Here is a 24,481-nt window from a genome sequence, read left to right as displayed (position 1 = left end):
CTAGAGCTTCTTGCCGCAGAGGAGCCGTTCGTTCTTGGTCGGATCCCCGCCGAACATCGGGTTCTCGCTGAACTCCGCGTCGGCCTCGCCCTCGCACGGGTCGGTGAGGGAAGCCACCGACCTGTCCTCAAGGATGTTCGTGATCTTGTAGGTCGCGCCGTTCCTCTTGCTCCTGGTCCGGCAGGCGACCTCCTCGATCACGTCGTCGGCCTTCGTCGACTCGCTGTGCACGCAGTCGCCGATCTCGATCCTGGGACCGCCGCCCTGACCGGGGTCGCCGGGGTGCGGTGGCTTCAGGTTGCGCATGCAGGCGTAGCCCTCGCCCGTTGCCGGGGTGCCCTCCAGGAGGGCGAGGCTGATCGGCGTATCGATCACGAAGTCGGTGTGCGCCGGGCAGCCGGTGGCCGAGACCGGCACCGCGCTGCCGATCTCGAACCGGTCGGTGACCCGTGCGACGGCCTCGGCGGCGTCGCACGGGGCCTCGCGGTAGGCGTCCTTCTTGCCGGACTCGGGCGCGGCGCACTCGCGCTCGGCGAGGTACTTCTCGCCGTAGGACGGATTCACGCTCGGGGCCGACGAGGACACGGGGACGCTGGAGTCCTGGTCCGACGCGCGGCTTCCTGTCGCCTTGCCGCAGCCCGTGACGAGCGTCAGGGACGCCACGGCGACGACTGCGCACGCTCCCGCCCTTGTTGATCCGCCACGCTTGCCTGCCCGCATGCATCCCCCTCGGATTCCGGCCGCGATTCTACGGTCAACTGCTGGGCAGGAAGGCGGATTGTCGGTCGATACGCGGCGACTCAGTAGGTCAGCGCGAGGGCCATGTCGCTCTGCCAGTAGGTGACGAATCCGTTGTCGTCCCAGTAGGTGTCGGCCGGGAGCGTCAGCTCGGCCGGGGCGGTGCCCGTGTCGCCCGAGGGGTTCTTGGCGGAGAAGTACATCGTGAGGTGGGCGGACTTGTGCTGGTCCTTCAGCTCGCTCTCACCGGTCAGGCCGATGGAGGCGTACGCGGACTGGCCCGGGTCGAGCGTGACCACGGCCTGCGGAATGCTGTCGTTGAGGATGGGGAAGACGGCCTGCGCGTCGTCGAACCGGAGCTTGGGCGCGTTGTACGCGTAGCAGGCACGGGAGCCGGTGTTGGTCATGGTGAGCAGCAAGTGGTTGATGGGACGGCTCACCTTGCTGACGGTGACCTTGGTGTTCGCGCCGACGCAGGTGACGGGGGATCCGGAGTTGCCGGAGCTGCCGCTGTTGCCGGAGCTGCCGTTGTTGCTCTTTCCGCCGCCCGTGCCGGAGGAGGAGTCCTTGGCGGGGGCCGCCGGGGAGCCGCCGGACGCGCTGTCCGTGTCCTTGGCGTCCGTGCCGTCCTTGGCGTCCTTGCCCGAGTCCGGTGTGGCGGTCGGGGACTGCTGTCCGGTGGTGCTCCCCGCCGGAGCCGCTGCTCCCGCCTTGCCGTTGTCAGCGACGTCGTCTCCGCTGCATGCGGTGAGCGAGAGGGCGGCCAGGAGGGCGGTCGCGGCGAGGGCGGTGGTGCGGATGCGGTTGGTGCGCATGGTGGTACTCCCCGTGTGTGGTTGAGGTGGATCAGTCAGTGGTGGCAGATCAGGATCAGGGTGATCGCGGTGGACACGATCACCACGGCGATGGCCACGACATCGATGAGCTCGATGCGGAAAAGGGTTCGCACTGCTTCGTCCCGGTGGTCTCTGCGGTGTGATCACAGACTGCGGGACGCCGGAATCCAGCCGCAACGCCGACTGACCCATTGGGGATGCCGGAATGCTTGCGCGTACTGTGACCTGGGCAGATTCCACGTCCCTGGAACGGCGTTCCGGGACGGACCAAGAGGGGGAACGCCACAGTGGCGACGCCGGAGGCCGCACAGTTCGCGGCTCTGCTGAAGGAACTGAAGGACCGCTCAGGGCGCAGCTACGGGGTCCTCGCCGGAAGACTGCACGTCAGCACGTCGACGCTGCACCGGTATTGCAACGGCGATGCCGTGCCGAACGACTACGCCCCGGTGGAGCGGCTGGCCCGCCTGTGCGGGGCGAACGCGGACGAACTGGTGGAGCTGCACCGGCGGTGGATCGTGGCCGACGCGTCCCGACGGCGTCCTGCTCCCGCTCCTGACTCCGTCCCTGGCCCGGGTCCGTCTCCCGTTTCGGGTCCGTTTCCCGGTGCGGGTGCGGGTGCGGGTGCGGGTGCCGGTGCCGGTGCCGTTTCCGGTGCCGTTTCTGATTCCGGGTCCGACGCGACGGCTGAGGCCGGGGCTGCGGCGGGGGCCGAAGCCGGTGCTGTGCCTTCGCCCGAGCACCGGGACGAGCACGGCGGCGAGCACCGGGACCAGGACGCGAGCGACGGCGACGTGCCCCCGACCGTGACCGGTGGCGCGATCCGGCCCCGGCGGTTCTGGTCCTCCCCGCGCACGCGCGTCCTGCTCGCGGCCGTCGCCGTCGTCGCGCTCACCGTGCCGACCACGATCATCGTCAGCCATCTCTCGGGCTCGGGTACGGGCGACCTCAGCGATGCCGCCGCCGTGAACGGCGCACCCGCACGGCCCAGCCACGACGAGAGCACCGCCGCGTCGTCGGGCACACCCGATCCGTCGGGCAAGCCCGGCGCGTCCGGTACCGCGGCCACCCCGTCCCCGGGGTCGCGGTCCGCCTCCGCGTCCGCGTCCGCCGGGCACGATGCGGGAGCCGGAGCGGGCTCGGGCGGGCAGACGGGCGGCGTCCCCCTGAACGCCACCATCAGCTCGTACAACTGGGAAGCGCCCTGTGGCCAGTACTACGTACTGGACCAGGCGCCGGAGGACGTACCTCCGCCTCCCACGCCGCAGGGCACCCGTGGCTGGGCCAGGGCGCTCGGCGGTGTGGACGGCGGCCAGATGCTGCTCGAACTCACCGTGCAGGGAAGGTCCGACCAGGCCGTCGTGCTCCACGGACTCCATGTGCGCGCACTGTCCCGGAAGGTGCCGCTGCCGTGGTCGGCGTACTCGATGGGGGAGGGCTGCGGCGGCGGCATCACACCGCAGTCCTTCGACGTCGACCTCGACGACAACCAGCCTTCGCTCACCCCGGTCGCCGGGGAGCATGCGGGCAAGCCGGTGCCGCCGAAGGACTTCCCCTTCCGGGTCACCTCCACCGACGTGGAGGTGTTCGACCTCGACGTGCATGTCGAAGGGCACGACGTCAGCTGGTACCTGGAGCTGGAGTGGAGCAGCGGCGGCCGTGAGGGGACGCTGCGCATCGACGACGGCGGGAAGCCCTTCCGTACGAGCAGCATCGCGGCACGGCCGCAGTACATGTACCGGTACGACACGGCCCAGTGGGTGACCAAGTAGAGGGTCACCGCACCGGGCCGATGCGTACGGAAGGGGACGGGGCTCAGAGGCGCTCGGGGGTCCTGATGCCGAGCAGCTCCATGCCCTGGTGCAGGGTGCGGGCCGTGAGGTCCGAGAGGAAGAGGCGGTTCTCCGCCACATCGCCCGGAACCTCGGGCTTCAGCACCGGGCACTGGTCGTAGAACGTCGTGAAGAGCGACGACAGCTGGTAGAGGTACGAGGCCAGCTTGTGCGGCTCGTACGCGGCGGCGACCTCGGCCACGACCTCGCCGAACTGGTCCAGGTGCAGCCCCAGCGCGCGCTCGGCCGGGGCCAGCTCCAGCTCCGGGTGGGGCTGGGACTTCAGCTCGCCCGCCTTGCGCTTGATGGAGCGGGACCGGGCGTGCGCGTACTGGATGTACACGCTGGTGTCGCCGGTCAGTGACACCATCTGGTCCAGGTCGAACTTGTAGTCGCGGGCGGCCGACGTCGACAGGTCCGCGTACTTCACCGCGCCGATACCGACCTGCGTGGCCCGCTCGGTGATCTCCTCGTCGGTGAGGTCGTTCGCCTTCTCGCGCACGACGGTGGACGCCCGGTCGATCGCCTCGTCCAGCAGGTCCGCCAGCCGGATCGTCTCGCCCGCACGGGTCTTGAACGGCTTGCCGTCCTTGCCGAGCACCGTGCCGAAGGCGAGATGCACGGCCGTGACGTCCTCGTTCAGCCAACCGGCCCGGCGCGCCGTCTCGAAGACCATCTTGAAGTGCAGGGCCTGCCGGGCGTCCACCACGTACAGCAGGGTGGACGCCTTGAGGTTCTGCACCCGGTCCCGGATCGCGGAGAGGTCGGTGGCCGCGTAGCCGAAACCGCCGTTGGACTTCTGCACGATCAGCGGCACCGGCTCGCCGTCCGTGCCCTTCACGTCGTCGAAGAACACGCACAGCGCACCCTCGGAGCGGACGGCGACGCCCGACTCCTCCAGGATGCGGCAGGTCTCCGCCAGCATGTCGTTGTAGCCGGACTCGCCGACGATGTCGGCGTCGCGGATCTCCATGTCGAGCTTGTTGAAGACCGAGTAGAAGTAGATCTTCGACTCGTCGACGAAGCGCTGCCACATCGCCAGCGTCTCCCCGTCGCCGGCCTGGAGCGCGACGACCCGGTCCCGGGAGCGGGCCTTGAACTCCTCGTCGGAGTCGAAGAGCGCCCGCGAGGCCTTGTAGAGCCGGTTCAGGGAGGACATGGCGGCTTCGCCGTCCGCCGCGCCGCCGTCGGTCTCGTGGGTCAGCTCGCCCGGGTGCTCGATCAGGTACTGGATGAGCATGCCGAACTGGGTGCCCCAGTCGCCGATGTGGTGGCGCCGGACCACGGTCTCGCCCGTGAACTCCAGGATCTGCGCCATCGCGTCACCGATCACCGCGGAACGGAGGTGACCGACGTGCATCTCCTTGGCCACGTTCGGCTGCGCGTAGTCGATGACCGTCGTGCCCGCGGCGCTGTTGTACGGCACACCGAGCCGGCCCTCGGCGTCCGCGGCACGCGCGGCGAGGGTCTCGACGATCGCCCTGTCGCTGAGCGTCACGTTCAGGAAGCCGGGGCCGGAGACCTCGATCTCCTCGATCAGGCCGCCCGTCGGGATCGCGGCCGTGACCCGGGACGCCAGCTCGCGCGGGTTGCCCTTGAGCTTCTTGGCGAGGGCCAGGATGCCGTTGGCCTGGAAGTCGGCCCGGTCGCTTCGTCGCAGCAGCGGGTCGGCGGTGCCCGCGTCCGGCAGTGCTGCCGTCAGGGCGTCCGCCAGCTGCTGCTGGAGTGTGGAAGCGAGGGAAGTGACCGAGGCCATGGGCTGGCTGCCGTTTCCGTAGGGGTGCAAGGGATCACACCCAGTATTCCACGGCGAGTAAAGCCGTTTTCGCGCTTCCGGTAGGACCTGGGAGAATGGCCACTGCTCCTGCGCGTCGCACAGGACCCCCTTGCCAGTCCCACCGGGGCCCCGCGCGTCCGCCCAGGGCCCTACGAGTCCCATCAGGGTTTGTCCCTGACGAGCCCCACAAGAGAGAAGGACGTGCAGACCGTGGCTCAGAGTCAGAGCAGCACCGAGACCGACTGGGTCTCCCGCTTCGCGGACGATGTCATCGCCGAATCGGAGCGTCGTGCGCCTGGCAAACCGGTCGTCGTCGCGTCCGGTCTCTCTCCGTCGGGCCCGATCCACCTGGGCAACCTCCGCGAGGTCATGACCCCGCACCTGGTCGCCGACGAGATCCGCCGCCGCGGGTACACCGTCCGGCACCTGATCTCCTGGGACGACTACGACCGCTACCGCAAGGTTCCGAACGGCGTCCCGGGCGTCGACGCGTCCTGGGCCGAGCACATCGGCAAGCCGCTGACCTCGGTGCCCGCCCCGACCGGGTCCGCGTACCCGAACTGGGCCGAGCACTTCAAGGCCGCCATGACCGCCGCGCTGGCGGAGCTGGGCGTCGAGTACGACGGCATCAGCCAGACCGAGCAGTACACGGCGGGCACGTACCGCGAGCAGATCCTGCACGCGATGAAGCACCGCGCCGACATCGACGCCGTCCTCGACCGGTACCGGACGAAGAAGGACCCGGCGGCGGGTGCGGCCGGTGCCAAGGGCGGCAAGAAGCCGCAGCAGAAGAAGGCCGACGAGGCCGAGCTGGAGGCAGAGGCGGGCTCCGGCGCGGCCGGCGAGGACGACGGCAGCGGCGGCTCGGCCGGCTACTTCCCGTACAAGCCCTACTGCGGCAACTGCGAGAAGGACCTCACGACCGTCACGTCGTACGACGACGACAGCACGGAGCTGAACTACACCTGCACGGCCTGCGGCTTCGCCGAGACCGTCCGGCTGAGCGAGTTCAACCGCGGAAAGCTGGTCTGGAAGGTCGACTGGCCGATGCGCTGGGCGTACGAAGGCGTGATCTTCGAGCCGAGCGGCGTGGACCACTCCTCGCCGGGCTCCTCGTTCGTCGTCGGCGGCCAGATCGTCCGCGAGGTCTTCGACGGCGTGCAGCCGATCGGCCCGATGTACGCCTTCGTCGGCATCTCCGGCATGGCGAAGATGTCCTCCAGCAAGGGCGGCGTGCCGACCCCGGCCGACGCGCTGAAGATCATGGAGGCGCCGCTGCTGCGCTGGCTGTACGCGCGCCGCAAGCCCAACCAGTCCTTCAAGATCGCGTTCGACCAGGAGATCCAGCGGCTCTACGACGAGTGGGACTCGCTGGCGCGCAAGGTCGCCGACGGCTCGGTGCTGCCGGCCGACGCCGCCGCCTACACGCGGGCCATCGGCACGGCCTCCGGTGAACTGCCGCGCACGCCGCGACCGCTGCCGTACCGCACGCTCGCGTCCGTCGTCGACATCACCGGCGGGCACGACGAGCAGACGCTGCGCATCCTGAGCGAGCTGGACCCGGAGAACCCGCTGACCCTGCTGGACGAGGCCCGGCCGCGCCTCGACCGCGCCTGGAACTGGATCACCAGCCAGGTCCCGGCCGAGGCCCGCACGATCGTCCGTGAGGAGCCGGACAAGGAACTGCTCGGCTCGCTGGACGAGCAGGGCCGCGAGTCGCTGCGGCTGCTCCTGGAGGGGCTGGACTCGCACTGGTCGCTGGACGGGCTCACCACACTCGTCTACGGCGTGCCGAAGATCCTGGAGGGCCTGGAGCCGGACGCCAAGCCGACGCCCGAGCTGAAGGTGGCCCAGCGGTCGTTCTTCGCGCTGCTGTACCGGCTGCTGGTCGGCCGGGACACGGGTCCGCGGCTGCCCACGCTGCTGCTGGCCGTCGGGGCGGACCGGGTGCGCAGGCTGCTGGGCGCGTAGCGCGTTCGCTCACGAAGGGCCGTCACCGGTGATCCCGGGTGACGGCCCTTCTTCGTTGCGCGCCCGGGCGGGGGCGGACGATCCGGGGGTGGGCGTGTGCCGTTCCGGGACGGGGCGTGGGGGCCGGCGGACGGCTCACGCGATGTGGTTCTCCGCCATCTCGTTGTCGAAGCGCTGCTTGAACCCCGGCAGAAGGCGGCGGAGCAGGGCCGCGCTACGGGGGTGCCTGACGTTGTGGCCGTCCGACAGGTGTATGTCCAGGACCTCCGCGCTCGGGTAGTCCTGGTGGGCGTGCGTGTACGCGGTGAACACCTCGTACGCGATCTCGCCGAACTCGACTTCGGCCTCGGCCCATTCGGAGGGGTCGGGCTCCTGCGGCTGCTCGGGCCGCACGGCCGGCTCCGGTTTCGGCGTCGGCGGCGCGGACCGGGGCTCCGGCTGAGGCTCCTGCCGGGGTTCCGGCCGAGGCTCCGGCTGAGGTTCCGGGGCGCGGGGGCCCGGGACGGCACCGATGGTGCCCACGTTGCCCAGGGGGCGGGTGCGACCGCCGGGGCCGAGCGGGACCATGACCGGGGTGGGCTCCAGGCCCTCGATGTACGTCGGGTCGTACGCGCTCTGGTACGCGTCGTCCGGCACCTGGGGCGCGGCGAACCACGGGCTCTCGTGCGTACCGGCGCCCTCCGGGGGCCACTCCTCGGCACCGGCCGGGTCGGCGGGGTAGGCGTGCTGGTGACCCTGCTGCTGTGCGTACTGCTGCTGCTGTTCGTACAGCTTTTGCTGCTGCCCCTGCTGCTGGGGGTGGGACTGGGCGGACGGCAGCTCGTGCGGGGCATCGCCGCTCTCGACGGCGTGGGCCGGGGCCGCGGGCAGCAGGACCGGTTCGATGCCGGCGGCGGCGAGGCCGGGCCCGGCGGTCTCGGCCAGTGGCACGCCGTACTTCGCCAGGCGCAGCGGCATCAGGGACTCGATGGGGGCCTTGCGACGCCAGTTGCGGCCGAAGCGGGCCTGGAGGCGGGCCTGGTAGATCAGCCGGTCCTGTTCGAGCTTGATGACCTGCTCGTACGACCGGAGCTCCCACAGCTTCATCCGGCGCCAGAGCCGGAACGTCGGTATGGGGGAGAGCAGCCAGCGGGTGAGCCGCACGCCCTCCATGTGCTTGTCGGCGGTGATGTCGGCGATCCGGCCGACGGCGTGCCGGGCGGCCTCGACGGAGACCACGAACAGCACCGGGATGACCGCGTGCATGCCGACACCGAGCGGGTCGGGCCAGGCCGCGGCGCCGTTGAAGGCGATCGTCGCGGCGGTCAGCAGCCAGGCCGTCTGGCGCAGCAGCGGGAACGGGATGCGCAGCCAGGTCAGCAGCAGGTCCAGGGCGAGCAGGACACAGATGCCCGCGTCGATGCCGATCGGGAAGACCAGCGAGAAGTCCCCGAAGCCCTTCTGGAGGGCGAGTTCGCGCACCGCCGCGTACGAACCCGCGAAACCGATCGCGGCGATGAGTACCGCACCGGCGACCACGAGACCGATGAGTATTCGGTGGGTGCGTGTCAGCTGCATCGCGGCCACCCGCGTTCCCCTCCCCGTTTCTCGTATCCGACGCCCGCGCCGGCGCCTTGTTGTGGCGCCCCGCTCGACGTCCTGTTCGACTTCTGGCGGGCACAGCCTGGCACATGAGGGCGCGGCGCGTTGCGCGGGGAGGGGCGAAGCCCGGTGCTCGGGGGAGCACCGGGCTTCGTGAAAGCGCTTCTGCGCAGGGGCGTTGTGGGACGGTGCGCCCTGCCGCGCGTCGGTCAGCTCGTCTTCTTGTCCGTGGCCTTCTCGCTGGGCGCGGCGGACTTGCCGGACCCGGTGGACCCGGTGGACTCGCTCGGTGCGGCCGACGCCGTGCCGGTGGCGGCGACCGACGCCACGGTCTCCTTGGCCGCCTTCTCGGCACCCTTCAGGATGTCGGCGGCTGCCGGGGTCTTCGCGCCCGCGTAGCCCGCGCCGTTGTAGGTGAGGGTGACGACGACGTTCCCCGTGCGGGCGACGACGGTCGCGTACTTGAAGTCCTCACTGGTCTTGGTGAGGTCGTACGTGATGGTGGTGGCCTGGTCGCCGATGCCGGAGGCGGGCGTCTCGGTGACCTTCTTCGCCCCCTCGGCGGCCTTGGCCTTGGTGACCTGCTTCGCGAAGTCCTGCTGGGCACGCTGGGCGCCGCTGCCCAGGGCCTGGTCCGAGTCGAAGCGGGTGAAGCCGACGTCGAGCCAGCGGTACTGGGAGCCCTTCACGCCCTTGTCGTCGAGGCCGTTCCAGGAGCAGCCCGCGCGGTACGCGGTGTCGCTGGACTTGGCGGGCGTGCCGCCCTTGGACTTCGCCTTGGGGACGAGGGACGTGACCGTCTTCGCGCTGACCGACTTGCACGGGTCGGGCAGCGCGGCGAACCTCGCGGCCTCGACGCTCGCTTCCGACTTCTTCGCGTCCGGCGCGGCGGACGACGAGGAGGAACCCGATTCCTTCTTGCCGCCGGAGTCCGACGAGCAGCCGGCGACGACGAGCATCACCGGAACGGCGGCGCAGGCGAGTATGCGGGAGAGTCGCGGGGCTGAACGGTGCATGGTTCCTTCACTCGGGTGGCGCGGCGTGGGGCTGCCGGGGTGGCCGGGCGCGCGGTCGGCGGGTGGTCCGGAGGGTGGTCGGCGGGTGGTCCGGAGGGCCACGGTACGACGGACGGCGGCCGGATGCCGCCTCGGTCGGGCACTCGGCGGGCGGGCGCGACGCCGGTCCGGGACACTCCGGCCGGGGCTATTCGCTGAACTTGTCGACCAGCTTCCGGGCCAGCGACCGGGCTCTGTCCTGCAGTTCCCTGCTGTCGGGGACGACGGTGGAGATGGTCGGCCGGTCGGTGTACTCGACGGTCACGATGACGTTCGATGTGCGGAACACCACGCTCACCGTGCGGTTCTGCGCGGTGGAACCTGCCCGAGTGAGCGAATCGTTCAGAAATGCACTGTCTGCGAGGTCGTCGAGCGTGCGGGGCAGGAGGCTGTCGTCGGTGCTGTCGTCGCTGCCGTCCGTGGTGCCGGTGGTGCCGTTGTTGTCGTCTGCGTTCTCGCTGTTCCCGTTCTCGTTCTCGGAGGACGAGCCGGACAGGGCGTGCGAGGCGGAGCCCGACGCGGAGCCGTCCCCGGAGGAGGAAGAGGTGTCCTTCTCGCCCGTGTCCTTCGTGGTCCCGGGTGTGGCGGAGGGCGAGGACACGCCGGCGGCGGTCTCCTTCTTGGCGTACACCTCGCGGGCACGGTCGTCGTCGCTCACGGTGGGGTCGTAGGACACGACACGCTCGAAGTCGATGAAGAGGGAGTGCGAGGAGTCGGCGGCCTCGGACTTCCAGCGGCATCCGACCCGGCGGTCGGTGTCGTAGGTCACGGCGGCCGTGCCCGCGAACACCTTCTGCTGCTGGTCCTCGGGGAGTTCGGCGGCCCCCGGGAGCAGGTCCTTCAGCGTGGACGACGCGACAGCGCGGCAGGGGTCGGGGAGATCGCGGTACTTGCCGGGGGCCGCCGCGGCGGCCGTTGCCTCGCCCGGCTTGCTGTCGGGGGCGGAGCCGCCTGTTCCGGTGCCGGCGCTGCAGCCGACGGCAAGCACTGCCACCAGAGCGGTGCCGGGTACGTACGCCATTCGCCGCACGGTCCTGGACTCCCTTCGTGCGAAAAACGGTTGCCGCTCGATGGCGACCGGTGGACACAATGTGTATCGCACACGCCGCTGTGAATGCCGGTCGAGCGATGTATTTGCCGATCTTGGCGCCGGTTTTGCGCTTTCAGACTTTTCGGGGGAATCAAGAGCTATGTCGTATGTGGAGATGCCGGGCGCGAAGGTCCCGATCCGTATGTGGGCCGACCCTGCCTCGGTCGAGGACGCCGCCATGCAGCAGTTGCGGAACGTGGCGACCCTGCCCTGGATCAAGGGCCTTGCCGTGATGCCGGATGTCCACTTCGGCAAGGGTGCGACCGTCGGTTCGGTGATCGCGATGGAGGGTGCGGTCTGCCCGGCGGCGGTCGGTGTGGACATCGGCTGCGGAATGTCCGCCGTGAAGACCTCCCTGACGGCCAATGACCTGCCGGGCGATCTGTCCCGGCTGCGGTCGAAGATCGAGCAGGCCATTCCGGTGGGCCGCGGCATGCACGACGAGGCCGTGGACCCGGACCGGCTGTACGGCTTCCGGGCGCCGGGCTGGGACGACTTCTGGGGACGGTTCGGCGGGGTGGCCGATGCGGTCAAGTTCCGTGAGGAACGGGCCACGAAGCAGATGGGCACGCTCGGATCGGGCAACCACTTCATCGAGTTCTGCCTCGACGAGTCGGGCGCGGTCTGGCTGATGCTGCACTCCGGTTCGCGGAACATCGGCAAGGAACTGGCCGACTTCCACATCGGACAGGCGCAGAAGCTGCCGCACAACCAGGACCTGATCGACCGCGACCTGGCCGTGTTCATCGCGGACACCCCGCAGATGGGGGCCTACCGGAACGACCTCTTCTGGGCTCAGGAGTACGCGAAGCACAACCGCGCCGTCATGATGGCGCTCTTCCAGAACGTGGTCCGCAAGGAGTTCAAGAAGGCCAAGGTCACCTTCGAGCCGGTGATCTCCTGCCACCACAACTACGTGGCGGAGGAGCGGTACGCGGGCATGGACCTGCTGGTCACGCGGAAGGGCGCGATCCGTGCGGGCTCGGGGGACTTCGGGATCATTCCGGGTTCGATGGGCACCGGCTCGTACATCGTGAAGGGCCTCGGGAACGAGAAGTCCTTCAACTCGGCCTCGCACGGCGCCGGTCGGAAGATGAGCCGGAACGCCGCGAAGAGGCGCTTCTCCACGCGGGACCTGGAGGATCAGACGCGGGGCGTGGAGTGCCGCAAGGACTCCGGTGTCGTGGACGAGATTCCCGCCGCGTACAAGCCGATCGAGCAGGTCATCGACCAGCAGCGGGACCTGGTGGAGGTCGTCGCCAAGCTCAAGCAGGTGGTGTGCGTGAAGGGCTGAGGTCCCCTTGGCGTGCAGTGGGCGGGGGCGTCGCTTCCCACCCGCGGGGTCCGCGCCTCCCACCGGCGGGGGCCGCGCGCTCCCGCCGAAGGGGGTTGCTTCTGCCGTGTCTTCGCTGAGGTCAGGCGGTGCGGTGGACCTTGGAGTTGGATGCCTGGGCGCGGGGGCGGACCACGAGAAGGTCGATGTTGACGTGGCTGGGGCGCGTGATGGCCCAGGTGATGGTGTCGGCCACGTCGTCGGCGGTGAGCGGGGCATCGACGCCCGCGTACACCCGTGCCGCCTTTTCGGTGTCGCCGCGGAAGCGGGTCGTGGCGAACTCCTCCGTCTTGACCATGCCGGGGGCGATCTCGATGACGCGGACCGGGGTGCCGACGATCTCCAGGCGAAGGGTCTCGGCCAGGACGTGTTCGCCGTGCTTGGCGGCCACGTAGCCGCCACCGCCCTCGTACGTGCCGTGGCCGGCGGTGGAGGAGAGGACCACGATCGTGCCGTCGCCGCTCGCCGTGAGGGCCGGGAGCAGGGCCTGGGTGACGTTGAGCGTACCGATGACGTTCGTCTCGTACATCCGGCGCCAGTCGGCGGGGTCACCGGTGGCGACGGGGTCGGCGCCGAGCGCTCCGCCCGCGTTGTTGACGAGGACGGCGAGGCTGCGGAACGCCGTGGCGAACTCGTCCACGGCGTCGCGGTCGGTGACGTCCAGGACGTACGCCGTGGCCTGGTGGCCCGCCTCGGTGATCTCGGCGGCGAGTGCCTCGATGCGGTCCTTGCGGCGGGCGGTCAGCACCACGCGGTAGCCGGCGGCGGCCAGCTGCCGGGCGGTCGCGGCACCGATGCCGCTGCTCGCTCCGGTGATGACGGCGATCGGGGTGGCGGCCATGGCGGACTCCTCGGGCAGCTGATCGGTACCCGGCCAGGATAGGCAGGTGCCTGATCAGTGACTGCGCGGGGCGTACATGATCACGGCCATCCCTGCCAGGCAGATCAGTGCGCCGGTCACGTCCCAGCGGTCGGGGCGGTAGCCGTCGGCGACCATGCCCCAGGCGATGGAGCCCGCGACGAAGACACCGCCGTACGCGGCGAGGATGCGGCCGAACTCACCGTCCGGCTGGAGCGTGGCGGCGAAGCCGTAGACACCCAGGGCGATGACGCCCGCGCCGATCCAGATCCAGCCCCGGTGCTCCCGCACGCCCTGCCAGACGAGCCAGGCCCCGCCGATCTCGAAGAGCGCGGCGACGACGAACAGGGCGACAGAGCGTGCGATCGACATGGGAGCAGGGTGTCACGGGGCGGAGGAGCGGGGCCCCGGTCAGTCCCCGGCTCCGGACGGGTTTGACGGTGCCGCATGGTGCCCGTCCTCCTCGGCGCTCTCCGGGGCAGGGGCAGGGGGAGCGGAAGGGGGAGTAGCAGGGAGCGTGGGGGCGAAGCCGTGGAGCGCCTGCGTGACGATCGCGTCCAGGCGGGTGTGGTGGGCGCCCCGCCAGTAGACCCGGTCACACTCCGTGCACTGGGCGAAGACGTCGTACGAGCGCCGGGTGCCGTGCTCCAGATGATCGCTGACGGAGTCCTTGTCGGCCGCCTTCAGCGGACCGTTGCAGGCGGTGCATCTGGTCCAGGGGGCCAGATGTGGCGAGAAACGCTCCAGCACGTCACGCAGTTGGTCCTCCGGCCGGTCGCTGTAGACGTACGCTCCGGCCCAGATCTCCCGTCGGTGCAGCAGCCCCCGGTCCCGGGAGAGCAGTACGCGGCGCTCCTTGGCCGACCGGGTGGCCAGCGCGGCGTCGCCGATGTCCTCGCTCTCGTACGCCGCGTCGACACCCAGCAGACGAAGCCGCCGGGCGAGCGTGCCGAGGTGGACGTCGAGCAGGAACCGCAGAGGCGCGCCCGGAACGCGCTGAGGGCGATCCACGGCGCGTACCTCGACCACCTCGCCCGCCGCCGGGATGTGCGACACCGGCACGGGACGGCCGTCGACCAGGAGCTGTCCGGCCTCGGTGAGCGGGATACCGAGCGACTCCACGACATGCCCGAGCGTGGAGGAGCCGTCCGTGATCACGGCCGAGCGCCCGTGGCGGCGTTCATGGGCGACGAAGAGCCGCAGTTCGGGGTCGACTTCGAGGTGGATCTCCGGTCCGTTCACCTCGCCAGGATGGCATCACGCGGGGTGCGTCAGCCAGGGTTTTCGACGCCGGCGGCCGGGGCGGGCGGAGCGCCGGGGGCCGGGGCGGGCGGGGCTTCCGGTGTGAGGTCCAGCCGCCAGTTGTTCGTCAGCAGCGCGTGGCCGGGCGGGTACTCGAAGTCGCACACGCCGATCAGCGTGAAGCCCGCCTTGCGGCACACCGCGTTCGACGCGCTGTTGTCCATGGACGGATAGGCGTGCAGATAGCGGTGCTTGTGCTCGGCGCGGGCCTGCTCGGCGACGGCCGTCGTGGCGGCCGTCGCGATGCCCCTGCCCTGGTAGCCGGGGAGGACGGCCCAGCCCGTCTCGTACACCTCCTGGCCCCGCCAGGTCCGCTGCCAGAAGCCGATCGTGCCCACGGCGGTGTCCCCGTCGGCCAGGGCGATGCGGAACATCCTGCCTCCGCCCTCCCGGTCCGCGCTCATCGCCACATAGCGTTCGTGACGCGTGACGAGCTGTTCCTCCGTCTCGGGGCCGCCCAGGTGGTTCATCAGCTCCGGTGCGTTGGCACGGCGAAGAAGCTCCAGGTCGGCGTCCGACCAGGGCTCAAGACGCACGGATGACGCAGCGGTGAGTTCCATGCCAGAACTGTAGGGCGCGGCACTGACATTGCCGCTGACCGTCAGGTTCCGGCGGCTGTGGCCCGGGCACTGACCGGTGCGGCGCTCCCGCGTCAGTGCGGCGCTCCCGCGTCAGTCGGTTCGGCGCTTCCGCGTCAGCCGGTGGGCGGCTCGTTCGGTGACCGGTGCGGGGCGAACGCCGTCGGCGGGACGCCGACCGTGGCGGTGAAGTCCCTGATCAGGTGGGCCTGGTCGCTGTAGCCGAGTTCCACGGCGAGTGCCGCCCAGTTCACCGCCGGGTCCGACTCGGCCCGCTCCAGTGCCTCATGGATGCGGTAGCGGAGGATGACCCACTTGGGGCCGACACCGACGTACACGGCGAAGAGCCGCTGGAGCGAGCGCGGCGACAGCCCCTCGATGCGGGCGAGCTCGTCGACGCGGAGCACCGTACGGTCCGTGCGGATCAGGTCGACCAGGGCCATCGCACGGTCGGCCTGCGGGTCCGGTTCCGGGCCGAGCCGCAGCAGGTACGCGTCGAGCGCGGCCACCCGCGCATCCTCGTCGGCCGGATCCAGCACGGCCGACGGCGGGGCGGGCGGGACGAAGACCTCGTCCGCGGGGAGCCGCTTCCCCGTCCACTCCGAGACCGGTCGGTCCGGTGCGAACGGGCGGAATCCGCCGGGTCGGAACTGCACCCCGCAGACCCGCCCCCGGCCCTCCAGCTTCTGTGTGAACAGCTCCAGCCCGATGCCCGAGACCTCCGCGAACCCGGCATCGTGCTCGTCCGTCCCGTACCGCTGGAAGACCAGGTTCACGGACGGGTGCGGCACCACATGGGAGGCGTACGGCTTCGGCAGATCCCAGTCGATGAGCCAGTAGTGCTCCAGGTACGGCCGCAGTGCGGGGGCGGGCTCGCGGCGGCGGAAACGTACCTGCGCGAAGAGATCGGGGGCGTCGACGATGCCCCGGGTGTCCCGTCGAGGAGCTGCCATGGCGGCGATCCTACGGTGTGACGAACTCGGTGGGGCAGTGTCGCGTTTCTTCATGCGCCGGGCCGTTCCAGCATGCAGGGTCGCAGCATGAAGAGGATCAGTGAGTTGCTGGAAGCAGCCGCCGAGCGGGCCGTTCCCGTACTGGACGGGATCGACGACAACAGCCTTGCAGGGCCCACACCGTGCGCGGAGTACGACGTACGGGCCCTGGTCAACCATCTCTTCCAGGTGGTCGTCACCTTCCAGGCCCTGGCGGCCAGGGAGCAGGTCGAGTTCGGTGAGGCGCCGGACGCCGTCACGGGGGACTGGCGGGCCCGCTTCGGTGAGGAGACGGCGAAGCTGGTGGCGGCCTGGGCCGTGCCCGGCGCGGACGAGGGGACGGCGGGGGCCATGGGGCTCCCGGCCAGGACCGTGGGGAACATGGCGCTGGGCGATCTGACCGTGCATGCCTGGGACCTGGCGCGCGCCACCGGCCAGGAGTTCGCTCCGGACGAAGCCGTGCTGGGGGAGATCGGTCCCGGACTGGCCGCGATGGCACCGATGGCCCGGGAGGCGAAGGTGTTCGGTGAGCCCCGTCCCGTACCGGACGGGGCTAGCCCCTTCGAGCAGGTGCTGGCGCTGACCGGCCGGGATCCGGGGTGGCGGCCTCCCGGCGCGTGACGCCAGGGGCCGGGGCCTGCGTGGTGGGCGCTTCCGGGCCGTCGTAGAGGCCGCCCAGCCTCGTGTACGCGCCGTCGACGACGGCCTCGGCGTCCACCAGCATCGCCTGCTCGGCCAGCCGTGCCGCCTGATGGGTGTACGGGGACGGCGGCGCCGGGTGCCGACGCCGCCACCAGCTCTCGCACGCCGCGTAGATGCCGCCCGCGAAGACCAGCACAGGGATGGACAGGGCCGGCAGAACGTCGCCCATGGCAGCCCTCCTCACGTCGTGGAAGAACATGGATGTCTTCTGCATCGGCAGAATCGGCAGGCCGGCTGGAGATCGTTCTTCGGCCAATGAATGGCCGAATGCGGGGGATGAGGGGGCGGGGCACCGGGGACGTGGGTGGGGCGCCAGGGACGGGGGGCGGGTCGCCAGGGCGTGTACGGGGTCGTCCACGTCGTGACCGGACGCTGCGAGCGCTCAAGTGTTCGACGTACCATGCCAGTTGTGGACCGTGACGATGAGCCAGTCTTCATACGGAGCAAGTGGGGGACGAGCCGCTACGTCTACAACCCTCGGAACCCGGTCGGTCTCGCGCTGATCGTGATCACTCTGCTCTTCGTCGCGGTGGCGCTCATCCTGATGGAGACGAGCTCGGGTCCGTTCGCGACCCCGGAACCCACGCCGTGGAGCCCCGCGCCGACGTACGATCCCTGGTCGGCTTCGACGTATCTCCCCGACACCGAACCCGCACCGAGTGCGGGAGATGCGGGAGACACGGGAGACACGGGGACGGGCGCTTCTTCGGCGCCGTGAACCGGCGGCCCGTAGCGATTGCGCCGAGGTCCGGGCCCGTCCGGGCGTGCGCACGGATCGCGTTCTGTCCTTCTCGCGTTCGGCCCTTCCCACGTTCTGTCCTTCTCGCTGTCCTTCCCGCGTTCTGCCCTTCTCGCGTTCGGTGCGGCCCGCGCCGGAGTCCGATCAGGCCCGGGACGAGAGGTATGCGTCGGGGACGACGGCCACCGGGCAGGGCGCGTAGTGCAGCATCGCGTGGTTCACCGGGCCCAGATGGAGTCCGCGCCAACCACTGCCCCGCCGCGCGCCGACGACCAGCAGTTCCGCATCCGCGGCGGCTTCGATCAGCTCCTGGTGCGCCGGTCCCTGCACCACCGACCTGTGGAGGGTGACCTCGGAGGAATCGGTGCGGTCCAGCGTCGCCAGGACCTCGTCGAGGTGTTCCTCGGCCTGCTGGTGGTGGGCGGCAGCCGGGGAGCCCGTGAGGAGGGGGTGGCTCATGGCCTCGTGGGCGGGTGCGCGCCAGGCCCGTACGGCGATCAGTTCGCCATGGCGTGCTGCCGCCCGGTCGAGCGCGAAGGCGGCGGCGGCCGAGGGCCCCGCGGCGCTGCCGATTCCGACGACGACCCGGCCCGGCTTCGGCGGGGTGCCCGGCGCCTTCGCCTGGACCACCACGACCGGGCAGTGGGACCGGCCGGCGAGCGCGAGGCTGACGGACCCCAGGAGCATCCCGGCGATCCGGCCCCGGCCGCGTGAGCCGAGGACGACAAGGGCCGCCTCGTGGCTCTCCCTGACGAGTGCGGCCACCGGATCCTCGGGCTGTACGGAGGTCACCACGCTCAGCTCGGGGTCGACCCGCCGCGCGCGTTCCTGAGCGGTGGCGACCAGTTGCTCGGCGACGATCTCCTCGGTGGGACGCCCGGTGTCGGAGGCGGCGTGCGTGCCCTCGTAGCGCTCCCACAGCGACGCGTGGACGAGGCGCAGCGGCAGCGCCGAGCGGGCCGCTTCCGCCGCCGCCCAGTCCAGGGCACGGAGACTGCCTTGTGATCCGTCCACTCCGACGACTACGGGGAGCCGCATCGCTCCCACCGCCTTCCGTGCTCGGTTCACCCCGGCCGGGCTCTGCCCGGGTGCTCCTACGGTTCGATCGTCAGCACCTGGTTCACGGGGCGGCGCGGGGTGCGCGGTCCCGTGGGCCCGTATCCCAGGCGGAGGATCATCTGCGCGTGCCCCGTGCCGAAGACCGGATCACGCAGGAGCCACCGCAGGTCAGGCCACTCGATGGGCTGGGTCGCGAACGAGGCGGACACCTGGCGGAGCGTGGCGGTGAGCAGCACGCGTTCCAGCGCCTGGCCCGCGCGCAGCCAGTCCGCGGGGTGGTCTTCCGGGGTGCTCAGCAGAGCCAGCTGCGGCCTCTTCTCGAACGGGACGCGGGCCCGGCCGGGGAGGACGCGGGCTCCCGCGAAATCGCGGGTGACCGCGCCTCCGGAAGCATCGCGGGGGCCGAAGGCGTAGTCCGGGATTCCGTCGACGGGCGCTTCGGTCCTCGTGTTCCGGGTCCAGTGCTCCTGCTCCGCCTCCCGCGCCGGATCCCCGCGGTCGTATCCCTCGGCGTCCCGGATCAGTTCGAGCACGGTCTGCAGGTGCGGAGGGGCCAGGAACGCGAAGTCCGCGCCCTCGGCCCGGGCCGCTTCGGCCAACTGTGCACGGACGTCCTCGGGGACCGCCTGCTCGTCGAACGGATACCGGCTGGTGTGCCGGTCCCGGATCGCGGGGTGGAGAGCCGCCAGCGCCTGGTCCTCGGGCCTCCGCGGTGTGTCGGGGCGGACGCTCAGCCGGACGGCTGCCAGCGTGGTCGGGGCCGACGGATCGGGCAGCAGCACGGTCTCCGCGTCCAGGCCGTGGTGGGCGGCGGACACCCGTAGGTTCAGCAGGGCCGCGCCGCAGCCGACGTGCAGTGCGCGAGTGGCGGGGTCGGCCTCGGGAAGCGCGCGGTCGAGGTCCGCCACGACGGTGAGGATCCGGTCGGCGCGGGTGTAGCGGAAACGCCAGGGCTGGGCGTTGTGCATGGACGGGGCGGCGGTGGCATCGGAGACGAGGCCGGCCAGCGTCGCGTCATCGGGTGTCTGGCTGGGCATCGGAACTCCCGCGGATCGGGAACGGTCGATGGTCCTTCCAGCATGGAACAGATGGCGGTCCGGCGGTATGGGACCTTCGGCCCTCGTACGCACCCCGGAGTTCAGGGTTCGGGGGTCTCGGCCCGGGGACCGTACAGCTGGAGCAGCCTCGTCCGTGTTCCGTACAGCCGCTCCGCCACCGTCTCGGCGACGTACTTGTACACCGCCCGGCCCAGCGCCGCGTCGGCCTCGCACAGCGAGCGGACGGCGGCGGCGTCGAATTCCACGGCCTGTCCCGCCCGGATCACATGCGCACCCATGTGCCACACGTGCGGGGAGAACAGCCAGGACCAGCCCAGCAGCTCGTCCCGGCCCAGCGTCTCGATGACGGCCGCCCGGCGGCCGGGCACATGGAGGTCGACCTCCACCTGTCCGGAGCGGATGATCCAGAAGCGGTCGGCCCGTCTGCCTTCCTCGAAGAGGCGTTGGTCGAGGACCAGAGGCACGTCCCGTGCCGCTTCGTCGAGCAGGCGGGCCCGGCCGTCGGGCGGGATCACGTCGAGCAGACTCCTGACCGTCGGCATGGGAACCTCCGTCCGTGGCCGGTCGCGACTGTCTGATGTGACTGTCTGATGTGAACGATATGCGCGGTTCCGAAGGGGCGCTCGGCCGTGCAGTCGTGCAGCCGTGCAGTGCGGCCGTGCGGCCGTGCAGCTGTGCAGTGCGGCCGTGCGGGCGTGCAGTCGTGCAGTGCGGCCGTGCAGTCGTGCAGCCGTGCGCCGTAGGGAGGACATCGCGCGCCCCTGCGCCGGAACCGTGGTGCTGTGAGCCGTACGGCGGCCATGCCGCGCCCGTACGCCGGAACCGTGGTGCCATGAGAAGAGCCCCTGATGAAGGGACCGCCCCGGTCATGGCAGCCGCACCGTCCCTGGCACCATGCCTGCGCTCCGTGCGGGCCGTGGTCTTCGACACCGACGGAGTGATCACCGACTCCGCCCGGACCCATGCCGCAGCCTGGAAGAAGGCGTTCGACGCCTGTCTGTCGTCCGTCGAAGGGCAGCGGCCGTTCGACGTCGTCGACGACTATCTCCGGCACGTCGACGGCCGGTCGCGCCGGGACGGCGCCGCGGCGTTCCTGGCGTCGCGGGGGCTGGACCTCCCCGAGGGCAGCCCCGACGACCCGCCGGGAACCGCGACGGTGTGGGCGATCGCCGCCCGCAAGGACGAACTGTTCACGCGGAGCCTGCGCACCGAGCCGGTCGACGTCTGGCCCGGCACGGTCCGGCTGCTCGACGTCCTGCGGGGCGAGCGGGTGCCCTGTGCCGCCGTATCCGCGTCCCGGCACGCGACGGAACTGCTCGCGCGGGCCGGCCTCACCGACCGGTTCGCGGCCGTGGTCGACGGGAACGAGGCACAACGGCTGCGGCTGCCCGGCAAACCGGACCCCGCGCTCTTCGTGGAAGCGGCGCGGCGGCTGCGCACCCCGGTCCGGGACACCGCCGTGGTGGAGGACGCGCTGGCCGGGGTCGAGGCCGGGGCACGCGGCGGCTTCGGACTCGTCGTCGGGGTGGACCGTACGGGCAGCTCCACCAGCGCCGCCGCGCTGCGCCGCCACGGTGCCGACGTCGTGGTGCCCGACCCGGGGGATCTGCTGACGGCCGGGGGCGAGCGATGACCACCGCCTGGACCTGGTCGTACGAGGGCTACGACCCGCGGCAGGAGCGGCTGCGCGAGGCGTTGTGCACCCTCGGCAACGGATATTTCGCCTCCCGCGGAGCCGCGTCCGAGACCCCCGCGGACCGGTGGCACTACCCCGGCACCTACGCGGCGGGCTGCTACAACCGGCTGACCTCCTCGGTCCGGGGCCGCGAGGTGGAGAACGAGGACCTGGTCAACCTGCCGAACTGGCTGCCGTTGCGCTACCGCATCCATCCCACCGGGACGACCCCGGGACCGTGGCTCTCCCCGGACCACGCGTCCCTCACGGAACACCGCCAGTCACTCGATCTGCGCGGGGGCACGCTGACCCGGTCATCCGTCTACGAGGACGAGGCGGGCCGGCGGCTGCGGGTGGAGCAGTGCCGGCTGGTGCACATGGGCGATCCGCATCTCGCCGCCCTGCGCACGGTGTTCCGGGCGGAGGGATGGGCGGGTGCCATCGAGGTGGAGGCGGGGATCGACGGCGATGTCCGCAACTCCGGCGTCGCGCGGTACCGGGACCTGTCGAACCGGCACCTCACCGGCTGGGCCGCCCGGACGGAAGAAGACGGTGTGGTGTCGCTGAAGTGCCGCACGGTGGAGTCGGACATCGGTATCGCACTGGCGGCCCGCACGCTGGCGGCCCGCACGCCGACAGGCACTGGGGCAGGAGCAGGAGCAGGAGCAGGAGCAGGAGCAGGCACAGGCACAGGCACAGGCACAGGCGTGGGTGGAGGGGAAGGCGGCGGCGGAGGAGAAGGGGAGCCCGGCTCGCACTCCCGGTTCACGGAGAGGGCGGTCTCCCAACGGCTGGTGCTCCCGTTGGGCCCGGACGCCGACGCCGTCGTCGACAAGACCGTGGCTCTCCACACCTCGCGCGACCCCGCGATCGGCGGCCCCCGGCGGGCGGCCGTGGCCGAGGTGCGGCGGGCGCCGGACTTCCCGGACCTGCTGTCCTCGCACCAGCGGGCCTGGGCCGACCTGTGGCAGCAGGTCCGGCTGGAGGTCCCGGGCGAAGCAGGCCGCACTCTCCGGCTGCACCTCTTCCACGTCCTCCAGACACTCTCCCCGCACACCGCCGAACTCGACGTCGGTGTGCCGGCGCGCGGACTGCACGGCGAGGCGTACCGGGGACATGTCTTCTGGGACGAGCTGTTCGTCCTCCCGTTCCTGAACCTGCACCTCCCGGAAGTGTCCCGGGGGCTCCTCGACTACCGCTACAGGCGGCTGCCCGCCGCCTGCGACGCGGCGAGCGGAGCGGGCAGGGCCGGGGCGATGTACCCCTGGCAGAGTGCCGACACCGGACGTGAGGAGACGCAGGTACTCCATCTCAACCCGCACTCGGGGCGCTGGCTGCCCGACCACTCCCGGCTGCAGCACCATGTCGGCTCGGCCGTCGCGTACAACGTCTGGCAGTACTGCCAGGCCACCGGCGACACGGAGTACCTGTACTCCCGGGGTGCGGAGATGCTGCTGCAGATCGCCAGGTTCTGGGCGGACAGCGCCGGATGGGACGCGTCCCTGGCCCGGTACCGCATCCGCGGTGTCGTCGGACCGGACGAGTACCACGACGCCTATCCGGGAAGCGGGGCCGCGGGCCTCGACGACAACACGTACACGAACGTGACAGCGGCCTGGGTCCTGTCACGTGCGACGGAGGTGTACCGCGCCCTGCCCGACACACGGCGCCGTCAGCTCCTCGACCGGATCCGGCTCGACCCCGCCGAACCGGAACGCTGGGAGGACATCTCCCACCGGCTGCATGTCCCGTACCACCAGGGTGTCATCAGCCAGTTCGCCGGTTACGGAGAACTGGACGAGCTCGACTGGGAGGGGTACCGGAAGCGGTACGGAGACATCCGGCGGCTGGATCGCATCCTGGAGGCGGAGGGCGACACCGTCAACCGGTACCAGGCGTCCAAACAGGCCGATGTGCTGATGCTCGGCTACCTCTTCTCGCCGGAGGAACTCGCCGGGCTCTTCAAGCGGCTCGGGCACGTCCTGGACGAGGACACCTGGCGCGGCACCATCGACTACTACCTCGCCCGGACGAGCCACGGCTCCACCCTCAGCTCCCTCGTCCATGCCTGGGTCCTCGCCCGCGCCCGCCCCGAGCAGGCGTGGACCTACTGCGAGGAGGCGCTGACCGGGGACGTCGCCGACATCCAGGGCGGCACGACCGAGGAAGGCATCCACCTCGGCGCGATGGCGGGCACCCTCGACTTCGTGCAGCGCGGGATGACGGGGCTGGAGACCAGGGAGGACGCCCTGTGGCTCGCGCCCGCCCCACTGCCCCAGCTCTCCGAATTCGGGGTACGCCTCAGATTCCGCCGGCACTGGGACGTGAGCCTGCGCCTGCGCGCCCGACGGCTCCGGATCGCCGTGCCGGAGTCGCACGACCAGGCCGTCCGGGTCGTACTGGGAGGCCACACCCATGTGATCGCACCGGGCACCGCCCGATGGCTCGATCTGCCCCCGGCCCGGCCCGCCGCCACCGCCAGCGACCGGCCCGCCGCCGGCGACCTGCCCGCCACCGACACTGACCTGCCCGCCACGGACCGGGAAGGGCCCGCCACCGACCGGGAAGGGCCGTCTACGCGGCCACCCCGAGCCGTGTGACCAGGTGGTGCCAGCCCTCCTCCAGTCGCTCCAGCGGAACGCCGCTCTGCTCGGTGAGGTGGTGGACGAGCGCGGCGTCGATGGAGCCGAGCAGGGTGTGCGCGAGCAGTTCCGGATCGCCGTCCACATGTGCCTGACGCAACAGCAGCGTGACGTGGCTGAGCCGCAGTTGATGGGCCGGGACGGTGTGGTTGCGCAGCGGGTCGGCCCGGCTGGCCAGGATCAGGGCATGGTGATCGCGTTCGTGGCGCAGGACGGCGGGCCCGAAGGCGTGCAGCCGCTCCGCCACGGGGGCACCGGGGCCCAGGGGCGGCGGGCCCGAGAGGAAGGCCGCCTGGAGCTGCCCCTCCCGGTGGTCCAGGAGCGCGATCAGGAGGCCGGTGCGGTCGCCGAAGCGCCGGAAGACGGTGCCTTTGCCCACGCCCGCCGCCGCGGCCACCGATTCCATGGTCAGGTCCGCCGCCCCGCACCCGCTCAGCAGCCGGGAAGCGGCGTCCAGCAGGAGCGTGCGGTTGCGCGCCGCGTCCGCACGTAGGTGCGGCGGTCCACAGGTCGGGGCGAGGGGGAGATCCGTCCGTGCCTCGCCGGGGTCGGGCTGTCCGGAGGGCGGGGTAGCAGGACCGGTCATGGGCTCAGCGTAGCGCCCCCGCAAGGGAAAGTGGACCGTGGTCCGTTTAGGTGGTACAAATTTCAACGGACCCTGGTCC

General features: G+C 71.1%; 23 protein-coding genes. 7 read left to right on the top strand and 16 right to left on the bottom strand.

Annotated features, from left to right (window positions below; genetic code table 11):
- A complete protein-coding gene (locus ACFVUT_RS25180) occupies positions 1–663 on the bottom strand; it encodes a hypothetical protein (RefSeq protein ID WP_389671045.1) in 663 nt (220 codons plus the stop codon).
- Positions 664–800: 137 nt separating this feature from the next.
- Positions 801–1,553, bottom strand: a complete 753-nt coding sequence (locus tag ACFVUT_RS25175; RefSeq protein WP_389654039.1) for a DUF4232 domain-containing protein — start codon at positions 1,551–1,553, stop codon at positions 801–803.
- 308 nt (positions 1,554–1,861) lie between these two features.
- On the opposite strand from ACFVUT_RS25175, the gene ACFVUT_RS25170 reads away from it, so the two are divergent.
- Entirely contained in the window at positions 1,862–3,343 is a 1,482-nt protein-coding gene (locus ACFVUT_RS25170; protein WP_389654037.1) for a helix-turn-helix domain-containing protein, read from the top strand.
- 43 nt (positions 3,344–3,386) lie between these two features.
- Here ACFVUT_RS25170 and argS read toward each other — a convergent pair whose 3' ends face one another.
- Positions 3,387–5,159 (bottom strand): arginine--tRNA ligase, encoded by a 1,773-nt coding sequence (gene argS, locus ACFVUT_RS25165; protein ID WP_389654035.1) that lies wholly within the window; start codon positions 5,157–5,159, stop codon positions 3,387–3,389.
- 222 nt (positions 5,160–5,381) lie between these two features.
- Here argS and lysS point away from each other — a divergent pair, with 222 nt between their 5' ends.
- Entirely contained in the window at positions 5,382–7,151 is a 1,770-nt protein-coding gene (lysS, locus tag ACFVUT_RS25160) for a lysine--tRNA ligase (RefSeq protein WP_389654033.1), read from the top strand.
- Between the two features lie 135 nt (positions 7,152–7,286).
- Here lysS and ACFVUT_RS25155 read toward each other — a convergent pair whose 3' ends face one another.
- The 3 genes from ACFVUT_RS25155 to ACFVUT_RS25145 form a co-directional block, all read right to left on the bottom strand.
- Positions 7,287–8,717, bottom strand: coding sequence for a DUF2637 domain-containing protein (locus ACFVUT_RS25155; protein ID WP_389654031.1), 1,431 nt, complete (start codon positions 8,715–8,717; stop codon positions 7,287–7,289).
- A 224-nt stretch (positions 8,718–8,941) separates the two neighbouring features.
- Complete coding sequence (locus ACFVUT_RS25150; protein WP_389654029.1) at positions 8,942–9,748, bottom strand: DUF3558 family protein; 807 nt, start codon at positions 9,746–9,748, stop codon at positions 8,942–8,944.
- A 187-nt stretch (positions 9,749–9,935) separates the two neighbouring features.
- Complete coding sequence (locus tag ACFVUT_RS25145) at positions 9,936–10,808, bottom strand: DUF3558 domain-containing protein (RefSeq protein WP_389654027.1); 873 nt, start codon at positions 10,806–10,808, stop codon at positions 9,936–9,938.
- A gap of 169 nt (positions 10,809–10,977) precedes the next feature.
- Here ACFVUT_RS25145 and ACFVUT_RS25140 point away from each other — a divergent pair, with 169 nt between their 5' ends.
- Complete coding sequence (locus ACFVUT_RS25140) at positions 10,978–12,171, top strand: RtcB family protein (protein ID WP_389654025.1); 1,194 nt, start codon at positions 10,978–10,980, stop codon at positions 12,169–12,171.
- 121 nt (positions 12,172–12,292) lie between these two features.
- On the opposite strand, the gene ACFVUT_RS25135 is transcribed toward ACFVUT_RS25140, so the two are convergent.
- The 5 genes from ACFVUT_RS25135 to ACFVUT_RS25115 form a co-directional block, all read right to left on the bottom strand.
- On the bottom strand, positions 12,293–13,051 hold the full coding sequence (locus ACFVUT_RS25135; protein WP_389654023.1) for an SDR family NAD(P)-dependent oxidoreductase: 759 nt from the start codon (positions 13,049–13,051) through the stop codon (positions 12,293–12,295).
- 54 nt (positions 13,052–13,105) lie between these two features.
- Positions 13,106–13,441 carry a YnfA family protein gene (locus ACFVUT_RS25130; RefSeq protein ID WP_389654021.1) on the bottom strand — a complete coding sequence of 112 codons (336 nt, stop codon included), beginning with the start codon at positions 13,439–13,441 and terminating at the stop codon, positions 13,106–13,108.
- Positions 13,442–13,480: 39 nt separating this feature from the next.
- Positions 13,481–14,311 (bottom strand): Mut7-C RNAse domain-containing protein, encoded by an 831-nt coding sequence (locus ACFVUT_RS25125; protein ID WP_389654019.1) that lies wholly within the window; start codon positions 14,309–14,311, stop codon positions 13,481–13,483.
- 29 nt (positions 14,312–14,340) lie between these two features.
- Complete coding sequence (locus tag ACFVUT_RS25120; protein ID WP_389654017.1) at positions 14,341–14,931, bottom strand: GNAT family N-acetyltransferase; 591 nt, start codon at positions 14,929–14,931, stop codon at positions 14,341–14,343.
- Between the two features lie 134 nt (positions 14,932–15,065).
- Positions 15,066–15,902, bottom strand: a complete 837-nt coding sequence (locus ACFVUT_RS25115; protein WP_389654015.1) for a DUF6597 domain-containing transcriptional factor — start codon at positions 15,900–15,902, stop codon at positions 15,066–15,068.
- A gap of 87 nt (positions 15,903–15,989) precedes the next feature.
- On the opposite strand from ACFVUT_RS25115, the gene ACFVUT_RS25110 reads away from it, so the two are divergent.
- Positions 15,990–16,562 carry a TIGR03086 family metal-binding protein gene (locus tag ACFVUT_RS25110; protein WP_389654013.1) on the top strand — a complete coding sequence of 191 codons (573 nt, stop codon included), beginning with the start codon at positions 15,990–15,992 and terminating at the stop codon, positions 16,560–16,562.
- On the opposite strand, the gene ACFVUT_RS25105 is transcribed toward ACFVUT_RS25110, so the two are convergent.
- A complete protein-coding gene (locus ACFVUT_RS25105; RefSeq protein WP_389654011.1) occupies positions 16,495–16,812 on the bottom strand; it encodes a hypothetical protein in 318 nt (105 codons plus the stop codon). The genes ACFVUT_RS25110 and ACFVUT_RS25105 overlap by 68 nt on opposite strands.
- Positions 16,813–17,052: 240 nt before the next feature.
- Between ACFVUT_RS25105 and ACFVUT_RS25100 the strand changes: the two genes are divergently transcribed.
- Positions 17,053–17,361, top strand: coding sequence for a hypothetical protein (locus tag ACFVUT_RS25100; RefSeq protein WP_389654009.1), 309 nt, complete (start codon positions 17,053–17,055; stop codon positions 17,359–17,361).
- 165 nt (positions 17,362–17,526) lie between these two features.
- On the opposite strand, the gene ACFVUT_RS25095 is transcribed toward ACFVUT_RS25100, so the two are convergent.
- The 3 genes from ACFVUT_RS25095 to ACFVUT_RS25085 all read right to left on the bottom strand — a co-directional run bounded on the left by ACFVUT_RS25095 (position 17,527) and on the right by ACFVUT_RS25085 (position 20,041).
- Entirely contained in the window at positions 17,527–18,420 is an 894-nt protein-coding gene (locus ACFVUT_RS25095; RefSeq protein ID WP_389654007.1) for a universal stress protein, read from the bottom strand.
- Between the two features lie 56 nt (positions 18,421–18,476).
- Positions 18,477–19,478, bottom strand: a complete 1,002-nt coding sequence (locus ACFVUT_RS25090) for an Acg family FMN-binding oxidoreductase (protein ID WP_389654005.1) — start codon at positions 19,476–19,478, stop codon at positions 18,477–18,479.
- Between the two features lie 101 nt (positions 19,479–19,579).
- Positions 19,580–20,041: a Crp/Fnr family transcriptional regulator gene (locus tag ACFVUT_RS25085; RefSeq protein ID WP_389654003.1), complete on the bottom strand. Its 462-nt coding sequence runs from the start codon at positions 20,039–20,041 to the stop codon at positions 19,580–19,582.
- A 326-nt stretch (positions 20,042–20,367) separates the two neighbouring features.
- Here ACFVUT_RS25085 and ACFVUT_RS25080 point away from each other — a divergent pair, with 326 nt between their 5' ends.
- Positions 20,368–21,132 (top strand): HAD family hydrolase, encoded by a 765-nt coding sequence (locus ACFVUT_RS25080; protein WP_389654001.1) that lies wholly within the window; start codon positions 20,368–20,370, stop codon positions 21,130–21,132.
- Entirely contained in the window at positions 21,129–23,774 is a 2,646-nt protein-coding gene (locus ACFVUT_RS25075) for a glycoside hydrolase family 65 protein (RefSeq protein WP_389653999.1), read from the top strand. Before ACFVUT_RS25080 ends, ACFVUT_RS25075 begins: the two co-directional genes overlap by 4 nt.
- On the opposite strand, the gene ACFVUT_RS25070 is transcribed toward ACFVUT_RS25075, so the two are convergent.
- Complete coding sequence (locus tag ACFVUT_RS25070) at positions 23,749–24,402, bottom strand: TetR/AcrR family transcriptional regulator (RefSeq protein ID WP_389653997.1); 654 nt, start codon at positions 24,400–24,402, stop codon at positions 23,749–23,751. The genes ACFVUT_RS25075 and ACFVUT_RS25070 overlap by 26 nt on opposite strands.
- Positions 24,403–24,481 lie beyond the last annotated feature (79 nt).

Source organism: Streptomyces sp. NPDC058051 (assembly GCF_042885475.1).
Taxonomy (GTDB): domain Bacteria; phylum Actinomycetota; class Actinomycetes; order Streptomycetales; family Streptomycetaceae; genus Streptomyces.
The sequence above is the reverse complement of the archived record's forward strand: the minus strand, read 5'-3'. Positions and strand labels throughout refer to the sequence as shown.